Annotated in this window: 17 protein-coding genes; 7 read left to right on the top strand and 10 right to left on the bottom strand. The window is 73.7% G+C overall.

Annotated features, from left to right (window positions below):
• Positions 1-3 precede the first annotated feature (3 nt).
• The 3 genes from AB0J74_RS11310 to AB0J74_RS11300 are packed head-to-tail and all read right to left on the bottom strand — an operon-like array spanning position 4 to position 2712.
• Positions 4-1104: a glycosyltransferase gene (locus AB0J74_RS11310; RefSeq protein WP_363447112.1), complete on the bottom strand. Its 1101-nt coding sequence runs from the start codon at positions 1102-1104 to the stop codon at positions 4-6.
• The gene (locus tag AB0J74_RS11305) at positions 1104-2231 is read right to left on the bottom strand and encodes a hypothetical protein (RefSeq protein ID WP_363447110.1); all 1128 of its coding nucleotides are present in this window, start codon (positions 2229-2231) and stop codon (positions 1104-1106) included. Before AB0J74_RS11305 ends, AB0J74_RS11310 begins: the two co-directional genes overlap by 1 nt.
• Before the next feature lie 58 nt (positions 2232-2289).
• A complete protein-coding gene (locus AB0J74_RS11300) occupies positions 2290-2712 on the bottom strand; it encodes an SRPBCC family protein (protein WP_363447107.1) in 423 nt (140 codons plus the stop codon).
• A gap of 27 nt (positions 2713-2739) precedes the next feature.
• Between AB0J74_RS11300 and AB0J74_RS11295 the strand changes: the two genes are divergently transcribed.
• Both AB0J74_RS11295 and AB0J74_RS11290 read left to right on the top strand, forming a co-directional pair.
• Positions 2740-3636: a sigma-70 family RNA polymerase sigma factor gene (locus tag AB0J74_RS11295; RefSeq protein ID WP_363447104.1), complete on the top strand. Its 897-nt coding sequence runs from the start codon at positions 2740-2742 to the stop codon at positions 3634-3636.
• A 34-nt stretch (positions 3637-3670) separates the two neighbouring features.
• Positions 3671-4798 (top strand): alpha/beta hydrolase, encoded by a 1128-nt coding sequence (locus AB0J74_RS11290; RefSeq protein WP_363447102.1) that lies wholly within the window; start codon positions 3671-3673, stop codon positions 4796-4798.
• Here the strand turns inward: AB0J74_RS11290 and AB0J74_RS11285 are convergent.
• Positions 4795-4977, bottom strand: a complete 183-nt coding sequence (locus tag AB0J74_RS11285) for a hypothetical protein (RefSeq protein WP_363447099.1) — start codon at positions 4975-4977, stop codon at positions 4795-4797. The genes AB0J74_RS11290 and AB0J74_RS11285 overlap by 4 nt on opposite strands.
• Before the next feature lie 105 nt (positions 4978-5082).
• Here AB0J74_RS11285 and AB0J74_RS11280 point away from each other — a divergent pair, with 105 nt between their 5' ends.
• Entirely contained in the window at positions 5083-5811 is a 729-nt protein-coding gene (locus AB0J74_RS11280) for an SDR family oxidoreductase (protein ID WP_363447097.1), read from the top strand.
• Here AB0J74_RS11280 and AB0J74_RS11275 read toward each other — a convergent pair.
• Both AB0J74_RS11275 and AB0J74_RS11270 read right to left on the bottom strand, forming a co-directional pair.
• Positions 5808-8588, bottom strand: a complete 2781-nt coding sequence (locus tag AB0J74_RS11275) for a glycoside hydrolase family 2 TIM barrel-domain containing protein (RefSeq protein WP_363447095.1) — start codon at positions 8586-8588, stop codon at positions 5808-5810. The two genes, AB0J74_RS11280 and AB0J74_RS11275, sit on opposite strands and share 4 nt — an antisense overlap.
• Entirely contained in the window at positions 8585-9427 is an 843-nt protein-coding gene (locus tag AB0J74_RS11270; protein WP_363447093.1) for an SMP-30/gluconolactonase/LRE family protein, read from the bottom strand. The genes AB0J74_RS11275 and AB0J74_RS11270 overlap by 4 nt, the downstream gene beginning before the upstream one ends.
• 46 nt (positions 9428-9473) lie before the next feature.
• Here AB0J74_RS11270 and AB0J74_RS11265 point away from each other — a divergent pair, with 46 nt between their 5' ends.
• Complete coding sequence (locus AB0J74_RS11265; RefSeq protein WP_363447091.1) at positions 9474-10124, top strand: O-methyltransferase; 651 nt, start codon at positions 9474-9476, stop codon at positions 10122-10124.
• A gap of 66 nt (positions 10125-10190) precedes the next feature.
• A complete protein-coding gene (locus AB0J74_RS11260) occupies positions 10191-11165 on the top strand; it encodes a hypothetical protein (protein ID WP_363447089.1) in 975 nt (324 codons plus the stop codon).
• 143 nt (positions 11166-11308) lie between these two features.
• On the opposite strand, the gene AB0J74_RS11255 is transcribed toward AB0J74_RS11260, so the two are convergent.
• Positions 11309-12739, bottom strand: a complete 1431-nt coding sequence (locus AB0J74_RS11255; RefSeq protein WP_363447778.1) for an OFA family MFS transporter — start codon at positions 12737-12739, stop codon at positions 11309-11311.
• Between the two features lie 224 nt (positions 12740-12963).
• On the opposite strand from AB0J74_RS11255, the gene AB0J74_RS11250 reads away from it, so the two are divergent.
• On the top strand, positions 12964-14070 hold the full coding sequence (locus AB0J74_RS11250; RefSeq protein WP_363447087.1) for a pyridoxal phosphate-dependent aminotransferase: 1107 nt from the start codon (positions 12964-12966) through the stop codon (positions 14068-14070).
• Here the strand turns inward: AB0J74_RS11250 and AB0J74_RS11245 are convergent.
• Complete coding sequence (locus tag AB0J74_RS11245) at positions 13965-15449, bottom strand: MFS transporter (protein ID WP_363447085.1); 1485 nt, start codon at positions 15447-15449, stop codon at positions 13965-13967. The genes AB0J74_RS11250 and AB0J74_RS11245 overlap by 106 nt on opposite strands.
• Positions 15450-15574: 125 nt before the next feature.
• On the opposite strand from AB0J74_RS11245, the gene AB0J74_RS11240 reads away from it, so the two are divergent.
• Entirely contained in the window at positions 15575-16435 is an 861-nt protein-coding gene (locus AB0J74_RS11240) for an arylamine N-acetyltransferase (RefSeq protein ID WP_363447082.1), read from the top strand.
• A 304-nt stretch (positions 16436-16739) separates the two neighbouring features.
• On the opposite strand, the gene AB0J74_RS11235 is transcribed toward AB0J74_RS11240, so the two are convergent.
• Positions 16740-17765, bottom strand: a complete 1026-nt coding sequence (locus AB0J74_RS11235; RefSeq protein WP_363447080.1) for a HEAT repeat domain-containing protein — start codon at positions 17763-17765, stop codon at positions 16740-16742.
• Between the two features lie 343 nt (positions 17766-18108).
• Positions 18109-19137 carry a LacI family DNA-binding transcriptional regulator gene (locus tag AB0J74_RS11230; protein ID WP_363447078.1) on the bottom strand — a complete coding sequence of 343 codons (1029 nt, stop codon included), beginning with the start codon at positions 19135-19137 and terminating at the stop codon, positions 18109-18111.
• Positions 19138-19169: the final 32 nt, after the last annotated feature.

Below are 19169 nucleotides of genomic sequence, written 5' to 3'. Positions count from 1 at the left end.
ACGTCACCGGGTCGCATCGGCCACCCACCCGGTCATCCGGTCACGGAACCGGTCGGTGGAGAACGTGGTGGCGTGGGCGCGGACCCGGTCGCGGTCGATCTCGGGCAGCCGCGCGATGGCCGCCAGGTAGTCGCCGGGGTCGAGCGAGTCGACCAGGAAGCCGGTCTCGCCGTCGACCACGGTCTCGCACAGGCCGCCGCGGCGCAGCCCGACCACCGGTGTGCCGGCGGCCTGGGCCTCGACCGGAACGATGCCGAAGTCTTCGTGCGCGGGAAACAGCAGCGCGCGGGCGCCCTGGTAGAGCGCGCGGAGCCGGTCGCGGCTGGGCCGGTGCTCGAAGGTGATCGGGGCGTTCGAGGCCTGCGCGGCCCGGCGCAGCGCGGCTTCCTGCGGCCCGCCGCCGGCGATGACCAGTGGCAGCTTCGCCCGCGACGCGATCTCGATGATCAGGTCGAAGTTCTTGTAGGGGATCCACCGCCCGACGCCGAGCAGGTAGTCGCGGTCGCCGGCCGGGCCGTCGGGCGCCGGTGTCGAGAAGAAGTCGGTGTCGACCGGTGGGTGCACGACGGCGGCGTCGCGACCCCAGTAGCGCCGGATGCGGTCCCGGACCTCGACCGAGTTGGCCGCGTAGGCGTGCACGTGCCGGCTGGCCCTCACGTCGACGCCGCGGAGCAGCCGGCGCGGCAGCGCGAGCACCGGGTTGGCGCCGCGGCCGTCGAACGCCGGGCTCCACAGGTAGCGGGCGGGGGAGTGCACGTAGCTCAGGTGCCGGGTGGTGGCGGGCGTGCCGAGTTTCACCGTGTGCGCGAAGGCGTGGCTCGACGAGATGACCACGTCGGGCGCCGGGCGGCCCAGGGTGCGCCAGGCCAGCGGCATGACCGGCAGCGCGAGCGCCTTGGAGCGGCGCAGCGGGGTGCGGGCCAGCCACGACTGGCGCAGGTCGAGGCCGTCGAGGGGGGCGTCCGGCTCGGCCCACAGCACGTAGCGGGTGGCGTGCGGCACCAGCCCGGCGATCGCGAGGAACACGTCTTCGGAGCCGCCGTGCGCGCTGAACCACTCGTGGACCACCGCGACGCTGCGCCCGGCGAGAAGACCGGGTCGCATCAGCTGTGCCGGCTCCACAGGTCGCGCAGCGGCTCCCAGTCGCCGCCCAGGGTTTCCTCGCAGAGCGCTTCCATGTAGACGGCGGCGGCCGAGCCGTCGCGGTCCCACCAGATGCCGCAGAGCGTGCGGCCGTCGCTGCCCTTGAACGCGTATTCGACGTAGAGGCCGGGCGCCTTGGTGACGCCGCCCTCGCGCCGCTGGGGCTGCATGAGGCCGGGCGCGAGTTCGGGGCCGTCCAGCGCGAGTTGCTGCCGGTAGTTGCGGGCCACCTCCTTCTTCGCCGGCTCCGGGTAGGAGGCGAAGTGGATGAACACGCCGCCGTTGCGGCACAGCACATGGGTCAGCTCTCCCTGCGAGAGCGCCGGCCCACCGGTGTCGGTGTTGCCGGTGCAGCCGCCCATCGCCGACAGCCACGGCTCGGCCAGCGCCGACGCCTCGCCGCTGAACTTGGCCTTGTTGATGGCGACCAGGCTCGCCTCGTAGGGCGCCAGGGAACCGGACGGCGCGGCCGTCGACGGTGTCGACGGGCCGGCCCCGCCGGAGCCGCTCCGGCCGATGAAGTAACCGCCGGCACCGGAAGCGAGCACACCGACGACGATGCCGGCGACCAGGCCGGGCACCAGCTTGCCGCGCTTGGCCGCCGGCTGCGACCACTCGATCCGCGAGGGTCCGGAGCGCGGGTCGTCGAACTCGGGCTCGGCCGCCCAGCGCGGGTCGTCGGCCTGCTCGACCGGCCACTGCTGCTCCGGCGGCGCCGAGACCGGGCCGCCCTGGTCGGGCGGCCACTGTTGGGGGTAGCCCTCGGGCTCGGCGGCGTAGCCGCTCGGCGGATAGCCGGCCGCCTGTGGCGTGGCGTAGGGCGGGCCCGACTGCGGCGTGGCGTAGGGCGGGCCGGACTGCGGCGTGGCATAGGGCGGGCCGGACTGCGGCGTCGCGTAGGGCGGCCCCGACTGCGGCTCCGTGTAGGGCGGGCCGGACTGCGGCTCGGTGTGGGGCGGGCCCGACTGCGGTGCCGGGGTCGGTGCGGGTGGTGCCGGCGGCCAGGACGGATGCGGAGGCGCGGCGGCTTCGGGCTCGCCAACGTCCGGCCGTGTCTCCTGGCCGCCCCGGGACGCGTCATCACTCACGAGCGGCAGGGTATCAGCGCACCACGATGCCGATTAACCCACATGAACGGCGCTCGGATCACCCGGCTGAGCTGGCCTCCAGCAACTCTTTGAGACGGGCGACGCTCCGCGGCGCCCGCACCGCCGTCATGCGGCGCACCATCGGCAGCAGCGCCCGCCCCATCGCGCTGCCGTCGTAGTCGAACGTGAACGTCAGCCGCGACCGGGCACCGCCGTCGAGCGGCTCGACCAGCAGGTCCACATTGGGCCGGACGGGTCCGTCGACACCCCGCACCGACCAGCGGCGCGGCGGGTCGAGCAGGGCCACCTCCTGCGTCATCGCGCGGTTGACGCCGCCGATCCGGCGGACGGTGGTGAACCGGCCGTCGGGGTGCGTCTCGACCGAGACGATGTCGGGCTGCCACCGCGGGAAGCGGGCTGGGTCCGCGACGTAGGCGAACACCGCCTCCGGGGGACGGGAAATCTCGATCCTGGTAATCATGAGAGGCCTCCGTTGTCACATCGGTGGATGACCGGTCGTCGTGAGGCAGGACGACCACGACCGACCGGAGGTGACGAGATCGACGAACTCGACCCGGCCCGTTTCGAGGAGCTGCGCCCGCACCTGCGCGCGGTGGCCTACCGGATGCTCGGCTCGCTGGCCGAGGCGGACGACGCGGTGCAGGAGGCCTGGCTGCGGCTGCGCACCGGCGGCGAGGTGCGTGACCTGCGGGCCTGGCTGACCACCGTGGTCGCCCGGGTCTGCCTCGACGTGCTGCGGGCCCGCCGGCGGCGGCCGACGCTGTCGGCCGACGCGCCGCTGCCGGACCCGCTGGTGCTCACGGCCGACGCCCCGGGGCCGGAGGAGACCGCCGTCCGGGAGGAGGCGATCGGTGTGGCGCTGCTGGTCGTGCTCGACACCCTGGCGCCGGCCGAGCGGGTCGCGTTCGTGCTGCACGACCTGTTCGGCGTGCCGTTCGAGGAGGTCGGGCCGGTGGTCGGCCGCACGCCGGTGGCCGCCCGGCAACTGGCCAGCCGGGCCCGGCGCCGGGTGCGCGGCGCGACCGCGCACGCCGACACCGACCGGGTGCGGCAGCGGGCCGTGGTCGACGCGTTCCTCGCCGCGGCGCGGGGCGGCGATCTGGCCGCGCTGGTGGCGTTGCTCGACCCCGACGTGCGACTGCGGGCCGACGTGCCGGCCGCGTTCCAGGGTGCCGACGCGGTCGCGGGCCAGGCCGCGGCCTACGCGGCGCACGCGGCGGGCGCCCGCCCCGCCTGGGTCGACGGCGCGGCCGGCCTTGCCGTGTTCGCCGGCGGGCGGCCGGTGACGGTGCTCGCGTTCACGGTCGCCGCGGGACGGATCACCGAGATCTTCGTGTACGCGCGGCCGGACCGGTGGGACGTGGGTCACCGTACCGTCGCATGATCTTCGGTTTTGTGATGATGTTGCCGGTGTGGTGATGGCGGCGGTGACCCGGCGGCGGCTGGTCGGTGGCGCGCTGGCGGCCGCGGTGACCGGCGCGTTCGGCACCGTCGGTGCCGGCTACTACTTCGCCGGTGAGTTGCTCGGCGTCGAACGGACCCGCGACCTGCCGGTGCGGGTGCTCGGCGTCGACGGCGACCGGGTGACGCTCAGCCGCGATCTCGACACCGCCAAGCCGATCCAGGTCGGGCTGGTCTGGCCCGACGGCGCGGTGCGGCTGTCGGCGCGGGCCGAGGTCGACGGCGACACCGTCGTGCGGCAGATCGTCGAGCGCGAGCAGGGCGAGCTGAAGCCGGGCTTGGCCGTCACGGTCGACTACAACGTCTACAGCACCGACCCGAAGGCCGCGTTCGGCCTCCACTTCGCGACCGTGCCGGTGCCGGGTGAACTGGGCGACCTGCCGGCATGGTTGGTGCCGCCGCCCGCCGGCGGCCGGCCGGGTTCGTGGGCGATCGCGATGCACGGGCGCGGCGCGAGCCGGCACGAGGCGCTGCGGGTGCTGCCCGGTGTGGTCGGCGCCGGGCTGACCACGCTGGTGATCGGCTACCGCAACGACCCGGACGCGCCGGCCAGCCCGGACGGCTACTACCACCTCGGCGACACCGAGTGGCGCGACCTGGCGGCGGCGATCCGCTACGCCAAGGAGAACGGCGCGACCGGCATCGTCGTGTTCGGCTGGTCGATGGGCGGCGGTGCCACCCTGACCGCCCTACGCCGGCTGCCGGTCGCCGACGCGGCGCTGATCCGCGGCGTGGTGCTCGACAGCCCGGTGCTGTCCTGGCACGCGGTGATCGACTACCAGGCCGAGCTGCGCCACCTCCCGGCGCCGGTGACCTGGTCGGCGAAGCGCTTCACCGAATGGCGCGGCGGGCTCTCCCTCTCCCGCCTCGACCAGCACCCGGGCGAGCTGACCGTGCCGACCCTGCTCTTCGTCGACGAAGACGACCTGCTGGTGCGCACCGACCGGGCCCACGCCCTCGCCGCGGCCCGGCCGGAGCTGGTCACCCTGGTGGCCACCCGCGGCGGAGGCCACGTGGCCTCGTGGAACGTCGACCCCGACGGCTACCGGGCCGAGGTGGCCGCCTTCCTGGCACGCCACGCCTAAGGGCGGCGCCACTCGCTGTCGTCGAGGTGGTTGTCGGGGCGGTCGGGCCGCGGGTCGGTCTCCTGCAGCTCGACGAACTCCTCCGGGCGGACCCGGGGCGGCAGCTCGCCGAAGCGGACGTGCCGCAGGAAGGCGGCCTCCTCGTCGCTGAACACCACGTGCTCGCCCTCGTCGGCCATCGCGACCTCCCTGTGCCACCCATTCTGCCGCCGCCCGGCCGTCGTCGGACTGCCCATTCGGCGGATCCGACCACACGACCGGCCGGCACCCGCCACGCTGGACCCATGGCACTGCACGGGCAGCGGGTGCTGCTGGTCGGCGGCACGTCCGGGCTCGGCCTCGCGGTCGCCCAGGCGGTCGCGGAGCGGGGCGGCACGCCGGTCGTGGCGTCGCGGAGCCGGGACCGCGTCGAACGCGCCCTGCGCGCGCTCCCGGGCGGCGCCGAGGGCGCCACCGTCGACCTGGCCGACGCCACCTCGGTGGCGGGGCTGGCCGAGCGGGCCGGCCCGGTCGACCACCTCGTCTACACGGCCGGTGAGCCGCTGGCGCTGACCATGCTGGCCGACCTGACCACCGACGTGGCCCAGCGTTTCTACGCGACCCGGCTGTTCGGCGCGCTCGCCGTGGTGCGGGCCGTGCGGGCGGCCGGCACCCTGAGCGAGGCCGGCAGCGTGGTGCTGACCGGCGGCAACGCCTCCCAGCGCTCGGCGCCGGGGTGGGCCCTGGGCGCCAGCATCTGCGGCGCCATCGAGGCGCTGACCCGGCAGCTCGCGCTGGAACTGGCCCCGGTGCGGGTCAACGCGATCGCGCCCGGCGTCACCCGCACCCCGATGTGGGCGGCGGGCATGAGCGAGGCCGAGCAGCGCGCGATGTTCGACGAGCTGGCCGGGTCGCTGCCGGTCGGCCGGCCCGGCGAGCCCGAGGACGTCGCCCTGGCCTACGTGTACGCGATGGAGCAGCCGATGGCCACCGGCACCGTCCTGCTCGTCGACGGTGGGGCGGTCCTGGTCTAGGGCAGCACCGCGCGCAGCGTCAGGACCAGGTCGAACGGCGCCGCGCGCAGCCAGGCCTCCGGTGCCGGCGGCGGGCCACAGGCGGCGGTGCCCAGGCCGTGGTGCCCGTGGTCGAGGTGGACGTGGATGTCGCGGCCCGGCACCAGGTCGCCGGTGTGCGTCGCCGCGGTGAGCGCGGCCGTGCTCCACCGCCGGGCGGTCAGCTCGAACGTCGGGTGGCCGAGGATCTCCAGGCCGGCGCCGGTCGGGTCGGTCAGCCGGGCCTCGCGCACCCCGGTCCGGTTGCCGTTCTCCTGCGGCCGCACGTACGGCGTCTGCATCTCGTCGACCGTGGACCGGTAACGGCCGACCAGCGCGGCGGCCGACGAGTCCACGTAGGCCTCGCCCGGCCCGCCGCCGAACCACTCCACCGCGCCGAGGCGGCCGGGAACGGTCAGCGACACGCCGGCCCGGGGGAGCGGCACGTCCCACTCGCCTTCCGGCTCGACGTGCAGGGCCAGCGTGGCCGCATCGTCGTCGGCGGTCCAGGTGTAGGTCGCCAGGAAACCGCGGTCGGTGCCGGCGGGTGCGACCCGGCTGGTCACCACGTAGGCGTCGGCGGAGGCGGCGAGGTCGACCACCCGGTGGGTGAGCCGGTGCAGGCCCGCGGCCCGCCAGCGGTCGGCGACCGGGTCGGCGCCGCGGACGTCGTTGTCGATCGGGGCCCGCCACAGGTCCAGCCGTGGGCCGCGCAGGGCCAGACCGCCGAGCGCGACCAGGTCGCCGGCGCGGAACCGGGCCGGGCCGAGGGTGTCGCCGGTGAACCGGCGGCCGGAGCGGCGCGGGCGCGGCCGGGCCTCGTGCAGCCGCAGCTGCCCGGCACCGACGGTCGCGCCGGCCAGCCGGGCCGTCACGGTGAGCCAGGCCTCGCCGGGCCGCGCGGTGGCGGCCGCGGCCGGCAGGTCAACCGGGTACGACTCCCCGGGGCCGAGCGCGGGCGCGTCGACCTGCCCACTCTCGACTGTGTGACCGTCGACGGCCACCGTCCAGTCCAGCGTGACGCCGGTCAGGTCGCGGTGGTCGTAGCCGTTGCGGACGGTCAGGCCGCCGCCGGCCCCAGCGAAGAGCCGGACCGGCGCGAACACCGCGCCCAGCTCGGTCAGCCCCGGCGAGGGCGTGCGGTCCGGGAACACCAGGCCGTCGATGACGAAGTTGCCGTCGTGCACCGGCTCGCCGAAGTCGCCGCCGTAGGCGAAGTGGTCGCCGCGCCGGATGCCGTGGTCGAGCCATTCCCAGACGAAGCCGCCCTGGCAGCGGGGGTAGGTCTCGAACAGCTCCCGGTAGGTCGTCAACAGCCCCGGCCCGTTGCCCATCGCGTGCGCGTACTCGCAGAGCACGAACGGCAGCCCGGTCGGCGCGGCGCCGATCCCGGCCACCTCGGCGGGCGGCCGATACATCCGGCTGTAGACGTCGGTGTGCGTGCTCGACGGGTCGCCCTCGTAGTGCAGCGGCCGCGCGGGGTCGATCGCCCGGGCGACCTCGGCCATCGGCTCCAGGTTGCGCCCGACGCCGGCCTCGTTGCCCAGCGACCACATCACCACGCAGGGATGGTTCTTGTCGCGCTCGACCGTGCGCCGCATCCGGTCGACCAGCGCGTCGGTCCAGCGCGGGTCGTCGGTCGGGTTGCCGCGCCAGCCGATCTGCTCGAAGCCGTGTGTCTCGTAGTCGTTCTCCACGATCACCCAGAAGCCCAGCTCGTCGCAGAGGTCGAGCAGCGCCGCGTCGGGCGGGTAGTGACTGGTGCGGATCGCGTTGACGTGGTGCGCCTTCATCAGCTCGAGCTCGGCCCGCACGACGTCGGGCGGCACGACCCGGCCCAGGTCGGGGTGGAACTCGTGCCGGTTGACGCCGCGGAAGAAGATCCTGCGGCCGTTGCCGGTGAGCAGGCCGTCGACCACGGCCACGGTGCGGAAGCCGACCTTCAGCGAGACCGTCTCGCTCGCCGTCGCGACCGACGCGGCGTACAACGTGGGTGTTTCCGGTGTCCACGGTGCGACCGCGTCGAGGGCGTGTTCGGTGTTGACGGCGACGTCGTGCAGCCCGAGCGCGGGCACCGAGAGCAGCGCGCCGGCCGGCGCGTCGACCCGCAGCGTCCCGCGCCCGGTCAGGTGGTCGAAGGAGGCGTGCGCGAACACGTCGTCGATCCCGCCGGCCGGCCGCACCCGCAGGGTGACCGCGCGGAAGATTCCCGGCAGCCACCACATGTCCTGGTCTTCCAGGTAGCTGCCGGCCGACCACTGGTGCACCCGGACGGCCAGCACGTTGGCCGCGCCGGGGCGCAGGTGCTCGGTGACGTCGAACTCGTGGGTCAGCCGGCTGCCCTGGGTGACGCCGACCTCGGCGCCGTTGACGAACACCCGCCCGCACGAGTCGACACCCTCGAAGCGGAGCAGCACCCGCTGCCCGGCCCAGCCGGCGGGCACGTCGAACAGCCGCCGGTGGTCGCCGGTGGGGTTCTCCGCGGGCACGTGCGGCGGGTCGATCGGGAAGGGATAGGTGACATTGGTGTACGCGGGCTGCCCGTAGCCGTGCATCGGCCAGCTCGACGGCACCGGCAGCGTGTCCCACCCCGCGTCGTCGTAGCCGGCGGCCCAGAAGTCGTCGCCGGCCGTCGCGGTCGGGTTGAGCCGGAACCGCCAGGCGCCGGACAGGTCGATCGACGGTGCGTCGCTGTGCAGCGCGGCCCGCGGCGGCACCGTGCCCCGGGGCCGGCCGAAGTCGGTCAGGTAGTCGGTCATCCGGCGAACCGGTAGTCGGCGAAGCCGGTCACGCCGGGGCGGGCGCGGAACAGGGCGCCGCTCGGCGTCGGGTCGTCGGCCGACGGCCGCGAGGTGGTGATGTAGAGGTCGGCGAGGTCGGGCCCGCCGAACGCGCACGCGGTCGGCCGCGCCACCGGCACCGGGACCACCGCGTCGAGGCTGCCGTCGGGCCCGTAGCGGTGCACCGCGCCGCCGTCCCAGAGCGCCACCCAGACGCCCCCTTCCGCGTCGAGGCAGAGCCCGTCGGGCGTTCCCGCCTCCGTGGGCACGGTGACGAACGGGCGGCGGCCGGTGAGGTCGCCGTCGAACAGGTCGATCCGCTGCGTCGCCGAATCGACGTAGTAGGCGGTGCCGCCGTCGCGCGACCAGGCCAGCCCGTTGGAGATGGTCACGCTGTCCAGCACGACGGTCACGCTCAGGTCGGTGTCGAGGCGGTAGAGCTTGCCCGCGCCCGGGCTCTCGTCGGTCGCCATCGACCCACAGTAGAACCGGCCGAGCGGATCGCAGCCGCCGTCGTTCATCCGCACCGGTCCGGCCGGCCACAGCTCCGGCAGGAGCCGCGGTGCCGTGGCGCCCGGGTCGAGCAACGCGAAGCCCCGCTCCACCGCGAGCACGAGGCCGCCGCCGCGGCGGGGCCGGACAGCACAGACCACGGACGAGACGGGGGTACGGGTGACCGCGCCGCCGGCCGGATCGAGCGAGAGCATGTCACCGGCCAGCATGTCGACCCAGTGCAGCCGCCCGGTCGCGGCGTCCCACGCCGGACCCTCACCGTGCCCGGCGAGCCGGTCGGTGACCTGTTCTACGTTGATCTTCATAGCGACTTCATCCTGTCATCCGAGGCCAGGCCCTAGGCTAGGGATCATGCCGGATATCGTCAGCCCAGCGATCAGCGACTATCTGCTCGCCCACTCGTCCCCCGCCGACAACGTGCTGCGGGAGCTCGCGATCGAGACCGCCCGCGCCTTCCCGGACGCGGCCGGGATGCAGATCTCGCACGACGAGGGCGAGTTGCTGACCATGCTGGTCCAGTTGGTCGGCGCGACCGCCGCGGTCGAGGTCGGTGTGTTCACCGGCTACTCGTCGATCTGCATCGCGCGCGGCCTGGCGCCGTCGGGCACGCTGGTGTGCTGCGACGTGAGCGAGGAATGGACCTCGATCGCCCGCCGCTACTGGGACCGGGCCGGCGTCGCCGACCGCATCGACCTGCGGATCGCGCCCGCCATCGAGACGCTGCGCGCGCTGCCCGCCGAGGAGACCGTCGACTTCGCGTTCATCGACGCCGACAAGGACGGCTACCCCGCCTACTACGCCGAGTTGGTCACCCGGGTGCGGCCGGGCGGCCTGATCGTGCTCGACAACGTGCTGCGCGGCGGACGGGTGGTGGACCCGACCGCGACGGGGACGGCCGACCTCGCGATCCGGAAGGTCAACGACTTGGTCGTGGGCGACCCGCGGGTCAGCGTGGCCATGCTGCCGGTGCGCGACGGGGTCACCCTCATCCGCAAGCGCTGATCGGCGAGCATCGAGGATGCCAGATGCGGGCGCGCGGGGGATCGCCCGCCCGGTAACGTTCGATGCGTGGCAAATCGGGTCAAAGTGCCACCAAACATCTTCGGTATGCCGTTCGCGTTGGCCGGCCTGGCGGGAGTCTGGAGGACGGCGCAGTCCTACGGCATCTCCCCGGCGGGGGTCACGGACGCGCTGTTCATCCTGGCCGCCCTGGTCTGGCTGCTCTCCTGCGCGCTCTACTTCAGCCGCCCCCGCGACGTACGCGGCGACCTGGTCGACAACGTCGGCCAACCGTTCATCGCGCTGGCGCTGATCGTCCCGATGCTCTGCGCCTACCAGGCGCTGGAGCCCCGGGCACACGACGCCGCGGTCGTGGTGGTCGACGTGTTCCTGGTGCTCACCCTCCTCTACGGAGGGTGGATCACCGGGCAGTGGATCTACGCACCGGTGGACGCGCCGAAGATCCACCCGGGGTACTTCCTGCCCACCGTCGCGGGTGGACTGATCGCGTCGGCCGCCGCGACCAGCGTGGGACAGCGGCGCCTCGGCGAGTTCATGTTCGGCCTGGGCGTGATCTGTTGGTTCGTGATGGGCTCGATCATCATGAACCGGCTGTTCATCAGCCCGCTGCTGCCGCCGCCGCTGATCCCTACGCTGGCCATCGAGGTGGCGCCGGCGCCGGTGGCCAGCATCGCCTACTTCGCCCTCAACGGCGGCCGGATCGACACGGTCGCCGCGTTCATCGCCGGCTACGGCGTGCTGATCTTCACGGCCCAGTTCCGCTTCCTGCCGGCGTACCTCCGGTTGAAGTTCGGTCCCGGGTTCTGGTCGTTCGGTTTCGCCTTCGCCACCGCCGCCACCGTCACCCTGGTCTGGATCAACGTGGGCCGGCCCAGCCCGCATTTCGCGCTGAGCTGGCTGGTGATCGGCCTGATCACGCTGCTGATCGGGGGCATCGGCCTGCGCACGCTGGTCGCGGTCGCCCGCGGCCGCTACCTGCCCAGGCCGACGCCGCCGGTCACTGGAACAGCTTCGCCGCGGTGATCGCGGTCTCCACCACCCCGTAGCCGAGCAGGACCGCGATCAGGGCCCAGGACAACGCGAGTCGCGCGCTCATGCCCTTTCCTCCCTTCGGTCGGAGGGGCAGGAGCACCGGCGACTGTGCTTGCCGGGCCCGCTTCGCTCGCTCATGCGGTCGCCTCCTTCACTGCCGGCTCGACCTGGTCGGCCGGCCTGGGCTGCGCCGGGACGTCCGCGCCGCCCGGCTCGTGGTAGCGCTCCGGCACCGGCCGGATCAGCAGGTTGGCGATGAAACCGACGGCCAGCACGCCGACCATGGTGAACAGTGCCGGCCGGTAGTCTTCGGCCGTCAGCGAGCCGGGCTTGCCCTGGGCGTCGAGGAACCCGTTGATGATCAGCGGGCCGGCGACGCCGGCCGCCGACCAGGCGGTCAGCAGCCGGCCGTGGATCGCACCGACCTGGTAGGTGCCGAACAGGTCGCGCAGGTAGGCCGGCACGGTCGCGAAGCCGCCGCCGTAGAACGAGATGATCACGCCGGCCAGGAGCACGAACAGGCCGGTCGCGGCGTGCCCGACCGAGGCCAGCAGGGTGTAGAGCACCATGCCGACGCCGAGGTAGACCATGTAGATCGGCTTGCGGCCGATCAGGTCCGACGTGGCCGACCAGGCGAACCGGCCGGCCATGTTGAACAGCGAGAGCAGACCGACGAAGCCCGCCGCCGCCGAGACGGCGACCGTCGAGGTCGTACCCTCCCGGAAGAAGTCCTGGATCATCGGGCTGGCCTGCTCGAGGATGCCGATGCCGGCGGTCACGTTGCAGAACAGCACGATCCAGAGCAGCCAGAACGCGCGGGTCCTGATGGCGTTGGCCGCCGACACGCTCGCGGTGGTGACCAGCGGCTTGGCGGCCACGGCGGCCGGGTCGAAGCCGGCCGGCCGCCAGCCCTCGGCCGGCACCCGCACGTTGACCACCCCGAACATCATGATCACGAAGTAGCCGATGCCGAGGGTCAGGAACAGCGCGACCAGCGCGCCGCCGGACGCGACCGAACTCGCGACGTTGGGGTCGTAGCCGCTGTCGTAGAGCGACAGCAGTTGCCGCGACGCCGGGCCGGCGATCAGCGCACCGCCGCCGAAGCCCATGATGGCCAGCCCGGTCGCCAGGCCCGGCCGGTCCGGGAACCACTTGATCAGCGTCGACACGGGGGAGATGTAGCCGATGCCGAGCCCGATCCCGCCGATCACCCCGTAGCCGAGGTAGACCAGCCAGAGTTGCCCGGTCGCGATGCCGAGCGCGCTGACCAGGAAGCCGGCCGCCCAGAACGAGGCCGAGACGAACATCGCCTTGCGCGGTCCGTTGTTTTCCACCCAGGTGCCGGCGACCGCCGCCGACAGCCCGAGCATGACGATCGCGATGCTGAAGATGATGCCGATCGCGGTCTGGCTGGCGCCGAAGTGCGCGACGAACGAGTTCTTGTAGACGCTGGTCGCGTACGCCTGCCCGATGCAGAGATGGACGGAGAGCGCCGCGGGCGGTATCAGCCACCTGCTGAAGCCCGGCGGCGCGACGGTGTGCTCACGATCGAGAGCGGATAACAGGGCCATGAAACGCCTCCTGCCGCGTTAGGCCGTATCCGGCCGCTCGTCGCGGCCCGGACCCGGCCTGAATCGTTTCGATGGTAAGACGATCATGAATGGATCGCATTTCGAAGCGACTGGTTGTGCCGGCGCGGTGGGCGGTCGTGCCGGGTCGGCGACCGGTCGGGCCACCATGCCGCGATTGGCTCTGCCGCCGTGGGGGCGCGCGTGCGCAGGATCGGAGGATGGACCGCTTCCCGCCGGCGTCGATGGCCGACCTCGTCGATGTTCCCTGCCGCTACGACCTGGCCGAGAGCACGAGCCCGCCGCTGCTCCTGGGCGAGCTGCTGACGCCGGCCGTGCGGGAGCGCCTCGACAACCTGCCGATCGGGTACGGCACCACGCCCGGTGACGCGGAGCTGCGTACCCTGGTCGCCAAGGATCTGGCCGTCGACCCCGACCAGGTGCTGCTCACCGCCGGCGGCATCGGGGCGATGTTCCTGCTGGCGCTGGTCACCGTGGAGGCCGGCGACCACGCGGTGGTGGCGACGCCGTGCTTCCCGCCCGCCCGCGCGGTGCTCGAATCGCTGCGGGCCGAGGTGACCCCCGTGCCGCTGTCGTTCGACGCCGGCTACCGGCTCGACGTCGACGCCGTCCTGGCCGCGGTGCGCCCGCGGACCCGGCTGGTCTCGCTCGCGTCACCGCAGAACCCGTCCGGGGTACGGATGGCCGCCGCCGACCTGGCAGACCTGGTCGCCGGGCTGGCCAGCGCCGCGCCGGACGCGGTGGTGCTCGTCGACGAGACCTATCGCGACGCCGCCTACGACGGCGCGGTGCCGCCGTCGGCCGCGGCACTCGGGCCTCGGGTGGTGACCTGCTCGTCGCTGTCGAAGGCCTACGGCGCGGCCGGGCTGCGGGTCGGTTGGCTGACGGCGACCTCGGCGGACCTTTACGAGCGGTTGCGGCGGGCCAAGTTCAACACGCTGATCAGCGGCTCGGGGGTGGACGAGGCGCTGGCCGTTCTGGTGCTCCAGCAGCGTGCCCGGGTGCTCGGCGAGCGCCAGGCGGTGTTGCGGGCCGGGCTGTCCACACTGGAGTCCTGGGTCGCGACCCAGCCGCTGGTCTCGCTGCTGCCACCGGACGCCGGCGCGCTCTGCTGCCTCCGGCTGGACCCGTCCGTGTCCACCTCCCGGTTCTATTCGACGCTGTCGTCGCTGGACACCCGGGTGGCGCCGGGTTCGTGGTTCTACGAGTCGGACCGGGTGTTCCGCGTCGGGTTCGGCCACCTGCCGCCGGACCTGTTCGCGGCGGGGTTGGACCGGCTCGGGTCGGCGCTCACGCTGGGCCGCTGATCGGTTCGCTGACCGCCCTTCCGGCCGGCCGCCGCGGTGGCCACGTCGGTGCGGTAGGTGTGCCGGGCGCGCAGCAGGAGCAGGCCGTTGAGCAACAGCGGCACGAGCATGATGAGGAACGCCTCGCGCAGCCCCGCGCCGCGGCCACCGGCGCCGCCGAGCTCGTCGGCCGTGAAGCCGAACGCGATCGGCCCGGCCGCCTCGGCCGCGAGTTGCAGGACGGTGCGGACGCTCTCCGCGCGCCCCCACAGGGCGGCCGGGACGATGTCGAGGCGGGCCGCGCCGAGCGGCGGGTTGGCGCCGGCGAGGAAGAGCGCGCCGAGCGTGAAGAAGGCCACCGAGATCCAGATGTCGGCGGCGACCAGTCCGGGCAGGAAGAGCAGGGCGGCGGCGCTGTAGGCGACCGCCGGCACCGTGATCCGGGCCCGGGTGTGCCCGCGGCGCACCTCGCGGTCGGTGAGTCGCCCGCCGAACACCGTGCCGGCGACCGCGCCGATGCCGATCGGGATGACGACCAGGCTGACCAGACCCTGCGAGAGTCCGAACCGGTCCAGGGCGAAGATCAGGGCGAAGGTGCGCAGGCCGGCGAAGAAGAAGTAGCCGACCGCGGTCGCGATGATCAGGGTGCGTACGGTGCGGATGCCCAGCACGAAGCGCGCCGCCTGCCAGAAGCTCATCCGGTCCGGGTCACGGCGCAGGATCCGGTCGGATTCCGGTGGGACGCCCTCGTGCAGGATCCGCTCCCGGGTGGGGTCCGAGGCGTCGCCGGGCCGGTCACCGGCGTCGCGGGTGCCGGCCGGGCGCAGGCCGGCGGCCGGGGCCAGCCGGCTCGCGCCGCCGCGGCGGGGCTCGGGCATCAGCTTCCAGATCGCGGCCGCGAGCCCGAGGCTGATCACCCCCAGGCCCAGGAACGGCGCCCGCCAGGTCAGCCACGCGGCGATGTCACCGCCGATCAGCAGCGCCAGCCCCGCACCGACCAGCTCGCCGGTCAGCACCCATCCAAAGATCTTGGCCCGTTCTCCGGGCTGGAACAGATCACCGATCAGCGAGGCGACGATCGGTCCGGCGGCGGCGACGGCGGCACCGAGCGCGATCCGCGACAGCAACAACGCGGTGTAGTTCGGCGCCAGCCCGCCGACCACCATCGACACGCCCCAGACGGCGATCGTGACCACCAGCAGCCGAACCCTGACGGTCCGGTCGGCCAGCACCCCCGCGACAGGCGCGGCCACGGCGCCGACCCCCGAGGACACCGTCGCGAACAGCCCGAGCTGGGCATGCGAGATGCCCAGATCGGCCTCGAGCGGCGCGCCGACGGCGCCGATCGTCCCGCTGTCGGCGGAGTTCAACGCGAGCACCATCGCCAACAGAATGATCATGCGCGCACGAACCGGCCCACCGAGCGCGGCCGACAGTCGGGCGATCAGCATCCGCCCCGGCACCCGTGCCGCATACCCGTCGCGGACCCGAAAAACCGTCAGACCCCGGTTGTACGTTCTCCCGCATGGTCGACGTCACCGCTTACCTGCGCCGCCTCGGTCTCCGCCGGGAGCCACCCAGCGCACCGGCCCTGGCCGCGCTGCACCGCGCCCACGCCGAACGCATCGCCTACACCACCTTCGACATCCACCTCGGCCGCACCACGACGATCGACCCCGAGGAGTCCGCCGACCGCATCGCCCGGTTGGGCCGCGGCGGCTACTGCTACCACCTCAACGGCGCCCTGTCCGCGCTGCTGGCCGCACTCGGCTACGACGTGCGCTGGCACCTGGGCGGCGTCCAGGGCCGCGCCGCCGAGGCCCCGGTCGGCGCCAACGGCAACCACCTGGTCCTGACGGTGCACGGCCTGCCCACCCCGCAGTGTCCGGAGGGCGTCTGGTTCACCGACGTCGGCCTGGGCGACGGCCTGCACGAGCCGGTCCCCTTGACGCCGGGCCCGTTCACCCAGGGCCCCTACGAGTTCACCCTCGACCACTCGTCGGCGGTCCCCGGCGGCTGGCGCCTGACCCACGCCCCGTTCGGCGGCTTCCGGGGCATGGATTTCGCCGCGGCCCTGGCCACCCCCGCCGACTTCCAGGCGATGCACAAGGAACTCGCGACGTCACCGACATCGCCCTTCGTGCGCACGCTGACCGCCCAACGCCGCCACACCGCGGGAGCCGACATCCTCCGCGGCCTCAACCTGACCACCGTCACCTCGACCGGCGCGGCCTCCCGCGAGGTGACCGACCAGGAAGAATGGTGGGGCATGCTGACCGGCCTCTTCAACATCGGCGTCGACGACGTCACCCCGCCCGAACGCGCCGCGCTCTGGGCCCGCGTCCGCACCACCCACGAAGCCTGGCTCGCCGCCGGCCGCCCATAACGCCCGCTCTCCATGCGTCGACCGACGCGCCGGCGGCGCGCCGCCCTGGCTGGGGCGGGTTCGCCGGGCGGGCGAGCTCGGCCGCGAGGTTTCGCGAGCGGGTGCGTGGTCCGGGGTGGCCCCTGTGCGTCGGCCCTGTGCGGTGGGCAGTTGGGCTTGGTCGGCGGCGCCGGCCGCAACTCGGCGCGGGGCGCCGCGTCGGTCGGTCACATCAACCGTGGGCGGTGACGCGGCAGCGTCGATTGGTCGTCTTCAGCCGCAACTGGTGCGCGGTCCGCCTCGGCCGGTGGTGTCAGACCCCCGCCTACGGACCCGTCCCGCGGCGGGAGGTGTCGGTCGGGAGAGGTGGCGCGGTTCGCGGCGGCAAGCGGGTGTCGGCCCGGTGCGGTGGGGGATTTCGGCTGGCGGCATCGGCCGCAGTGGTCGCGCGCCGCATTGGTGAGTCATTCAGCCGCGGACGACAGGGGACCACAGTGGCTGGCGGCGCCGTCGTTGGGCGCGCGGCCCGCGGCGGTTGTCGGCTTGGGGCGTGCCGTCCGCGGAGGGTGTCGGGTTGCGGCCGGCCGGGAGTGTCGGCTAAGGGCGTGCGACCACGGGACTGCCAGCGTCGCTTGGGGCGTGCCGCCTGGGGGTGTCCGCTTGGGGCGCGCGGCCCGCCGGGCTGCCGGTGTCGGCTAGCGAGCCTGCGGCCTGCCGGGCTGCCGGTGTTGGCTAGCGAGCCTGCGGCCTGCCGGGCTGCCGGTGCGCTCAGTGCGTCGGCCGCGTCGGCGTCGTTCGCCCCCTCGACGATCATGTCGAGCAGGGTCGGGATCGCGTCGGTTCCGCGGCGGGTGCCGAGCGCCAGGGCGGCATACCTGCGGACCACGATGTCGGCGCTGCCGAGTGCGTCGTGCAGCAGCGCGGTCGCCGCATCGGTGGGAACCTCGGCGATGGACCGGACGGCACGTTCGTGCACCTCGGCGACGGGTGAACCGAGGCCCTGAGCCAACAAGGCCAACCCGCCGTCGCCCGTCCGCGCCAGCGCCCAGCGGAGGGCGCCGGCCACGTTGGGGTCGCTCTCGCTCAGCACGGCCTCGGCCAGAGCCGCCACCGGCAGCGGAACCTCGTCGACGGCGGACAGGGCCGCGCGCTGGCGCCGCCCGGCGCTCTCCGAACCCAGGCCCTGCAGCAGTGCGACGACCTGGAGGACGTCTTCCCAGTCGGCGGGCTCGGCGGCACCGATCCGCTGGAGCCGGGTGAGCAGCTCCATCTCGGCCGCGATGCGGTCGCGGGTCTGCCGGGCCAGGTCCGCGACGAGTGCCGCCGGCGCGAAGCCGGGGTCATCCAGCACGCGCCCGACGTCACGCAGGGACAGCCCCAACGACCGCAGGCTCTCGATGTGGGTCGTCGCGGCCTGCGACGGGCCCGGATGCCGCCTGGCGCGCGTCTCGGGATCGACACCGGTTTCCCGGCAATCCCGAGCCACCCGTTGCGACTCCGGCTCGGCTCACGATGATCGACAGGACACGCCGTCGAACCTAAGGCCGACCTGCCCGCCCCGAACGTGGTCGACCGGCAGCCCGGGGGCGGGGTCGCGGCGCAGATCGAGGACGCGCATGGCCGGTCCGCGTGGCGCGCCACCCCGGACAACCCCTTGCCCCGGTCGGGCGGTCGGCGGGTCGCGATCGTGCGGGCTAATGGGCGGCGCGTGGTGTCGAGTCGCGGATGATGACTTCGGTGGGTAGGACGATGCGGCGGGTGGTCAAGGGCTCGTCGCCGAGCATGGCGAAGAGCATGTGTGCCGCCGCGTGGCCCGTTTCCTGCAACGGCATGCGTACCGTCGTCAGCGCCGGCTGGGTGTGTGCCGCCAGCGACCGGTCGTCGAACCCGCTGATCGCCACGTCGTCCGGGACCGACAGGCCCACGGTGCGGGCGGCCTCCAACACCCCCGCCGCGATCGTGTCCGACGCGCAGACGATCGCGTCGGGGCGGTTGGGGCCGCGGAGCAGGTCGAGGGCCGTCGTCACCGCCGCGGCCGTGTCGAAGGGCACCGAGACCTCGCGGGCACCCGTCACACCCGCGGCCTTGACCGCCGACCAGAAGCCCGTCGAGCGCAGCTTGCACGCCGACACGTGGACGGGGCCGTTCATCAGGACCAGCGAGCGCCGGCCGCCGGCGATCATCAGGTCGGTCAGCTCCGTCGCCGCGGCGTCGTGGGTGCAGTCGACCCAACCCACGCCTGGCAGCTTGCTGCGGTGGCCGATCAGGACCGTCGGTGCGCCCAGGCCCACCAGCTGCTTGATGATGGGATCCCGGGCGCCGGCGGCCGGGAGGACCACGCCGTCCACACGGCGGCGGCTCACCGTGTCGAGCACGTGCGCCGACTTCTGGCCCGACATGGTCAACAGCAGCAGGTCATAGCCCGCCCGCTCGGCCGCGTCACCCAACGCACCCAGCAACGCGGGATAGACCGGGTGCAGCACGACCTCGGACGCGTGCAGCGGGAACAGCACGCCCAGCGTGCGGCTGCGGCCCGTGGACAGCTGGCGCGCGGTCGGGTCCACCCGGAAGCCGTGCTCGGCGATGATCGCCGAGATGCGGTCGCGGGTCGCGGTGCCCACGCCGGGCTGCCCGTTCATCGCCCTCGAGACCGTGCCGGCGGAGACGCCGGCCAGGGCGGCGATGTCGCGGATGGTGAGTCTGTCGTTCTTCGCGGCGGTCACGCCGGTCGACCTCCAAGATCTACGCAACCGGT

This window comes from Asanoa sp. NPDC049573 (genome assembly GCF_040676615.1).
Lineage (GTDB): Bacteria > Actinomycetota > Actinomycetes > Mycobacteriales > Micromonosporaceae > Asanoa.
Note: the sequence above shows the minus strand (reverse complement) of the source record. Positions and strands in the feature narration are given on the sequence as shown.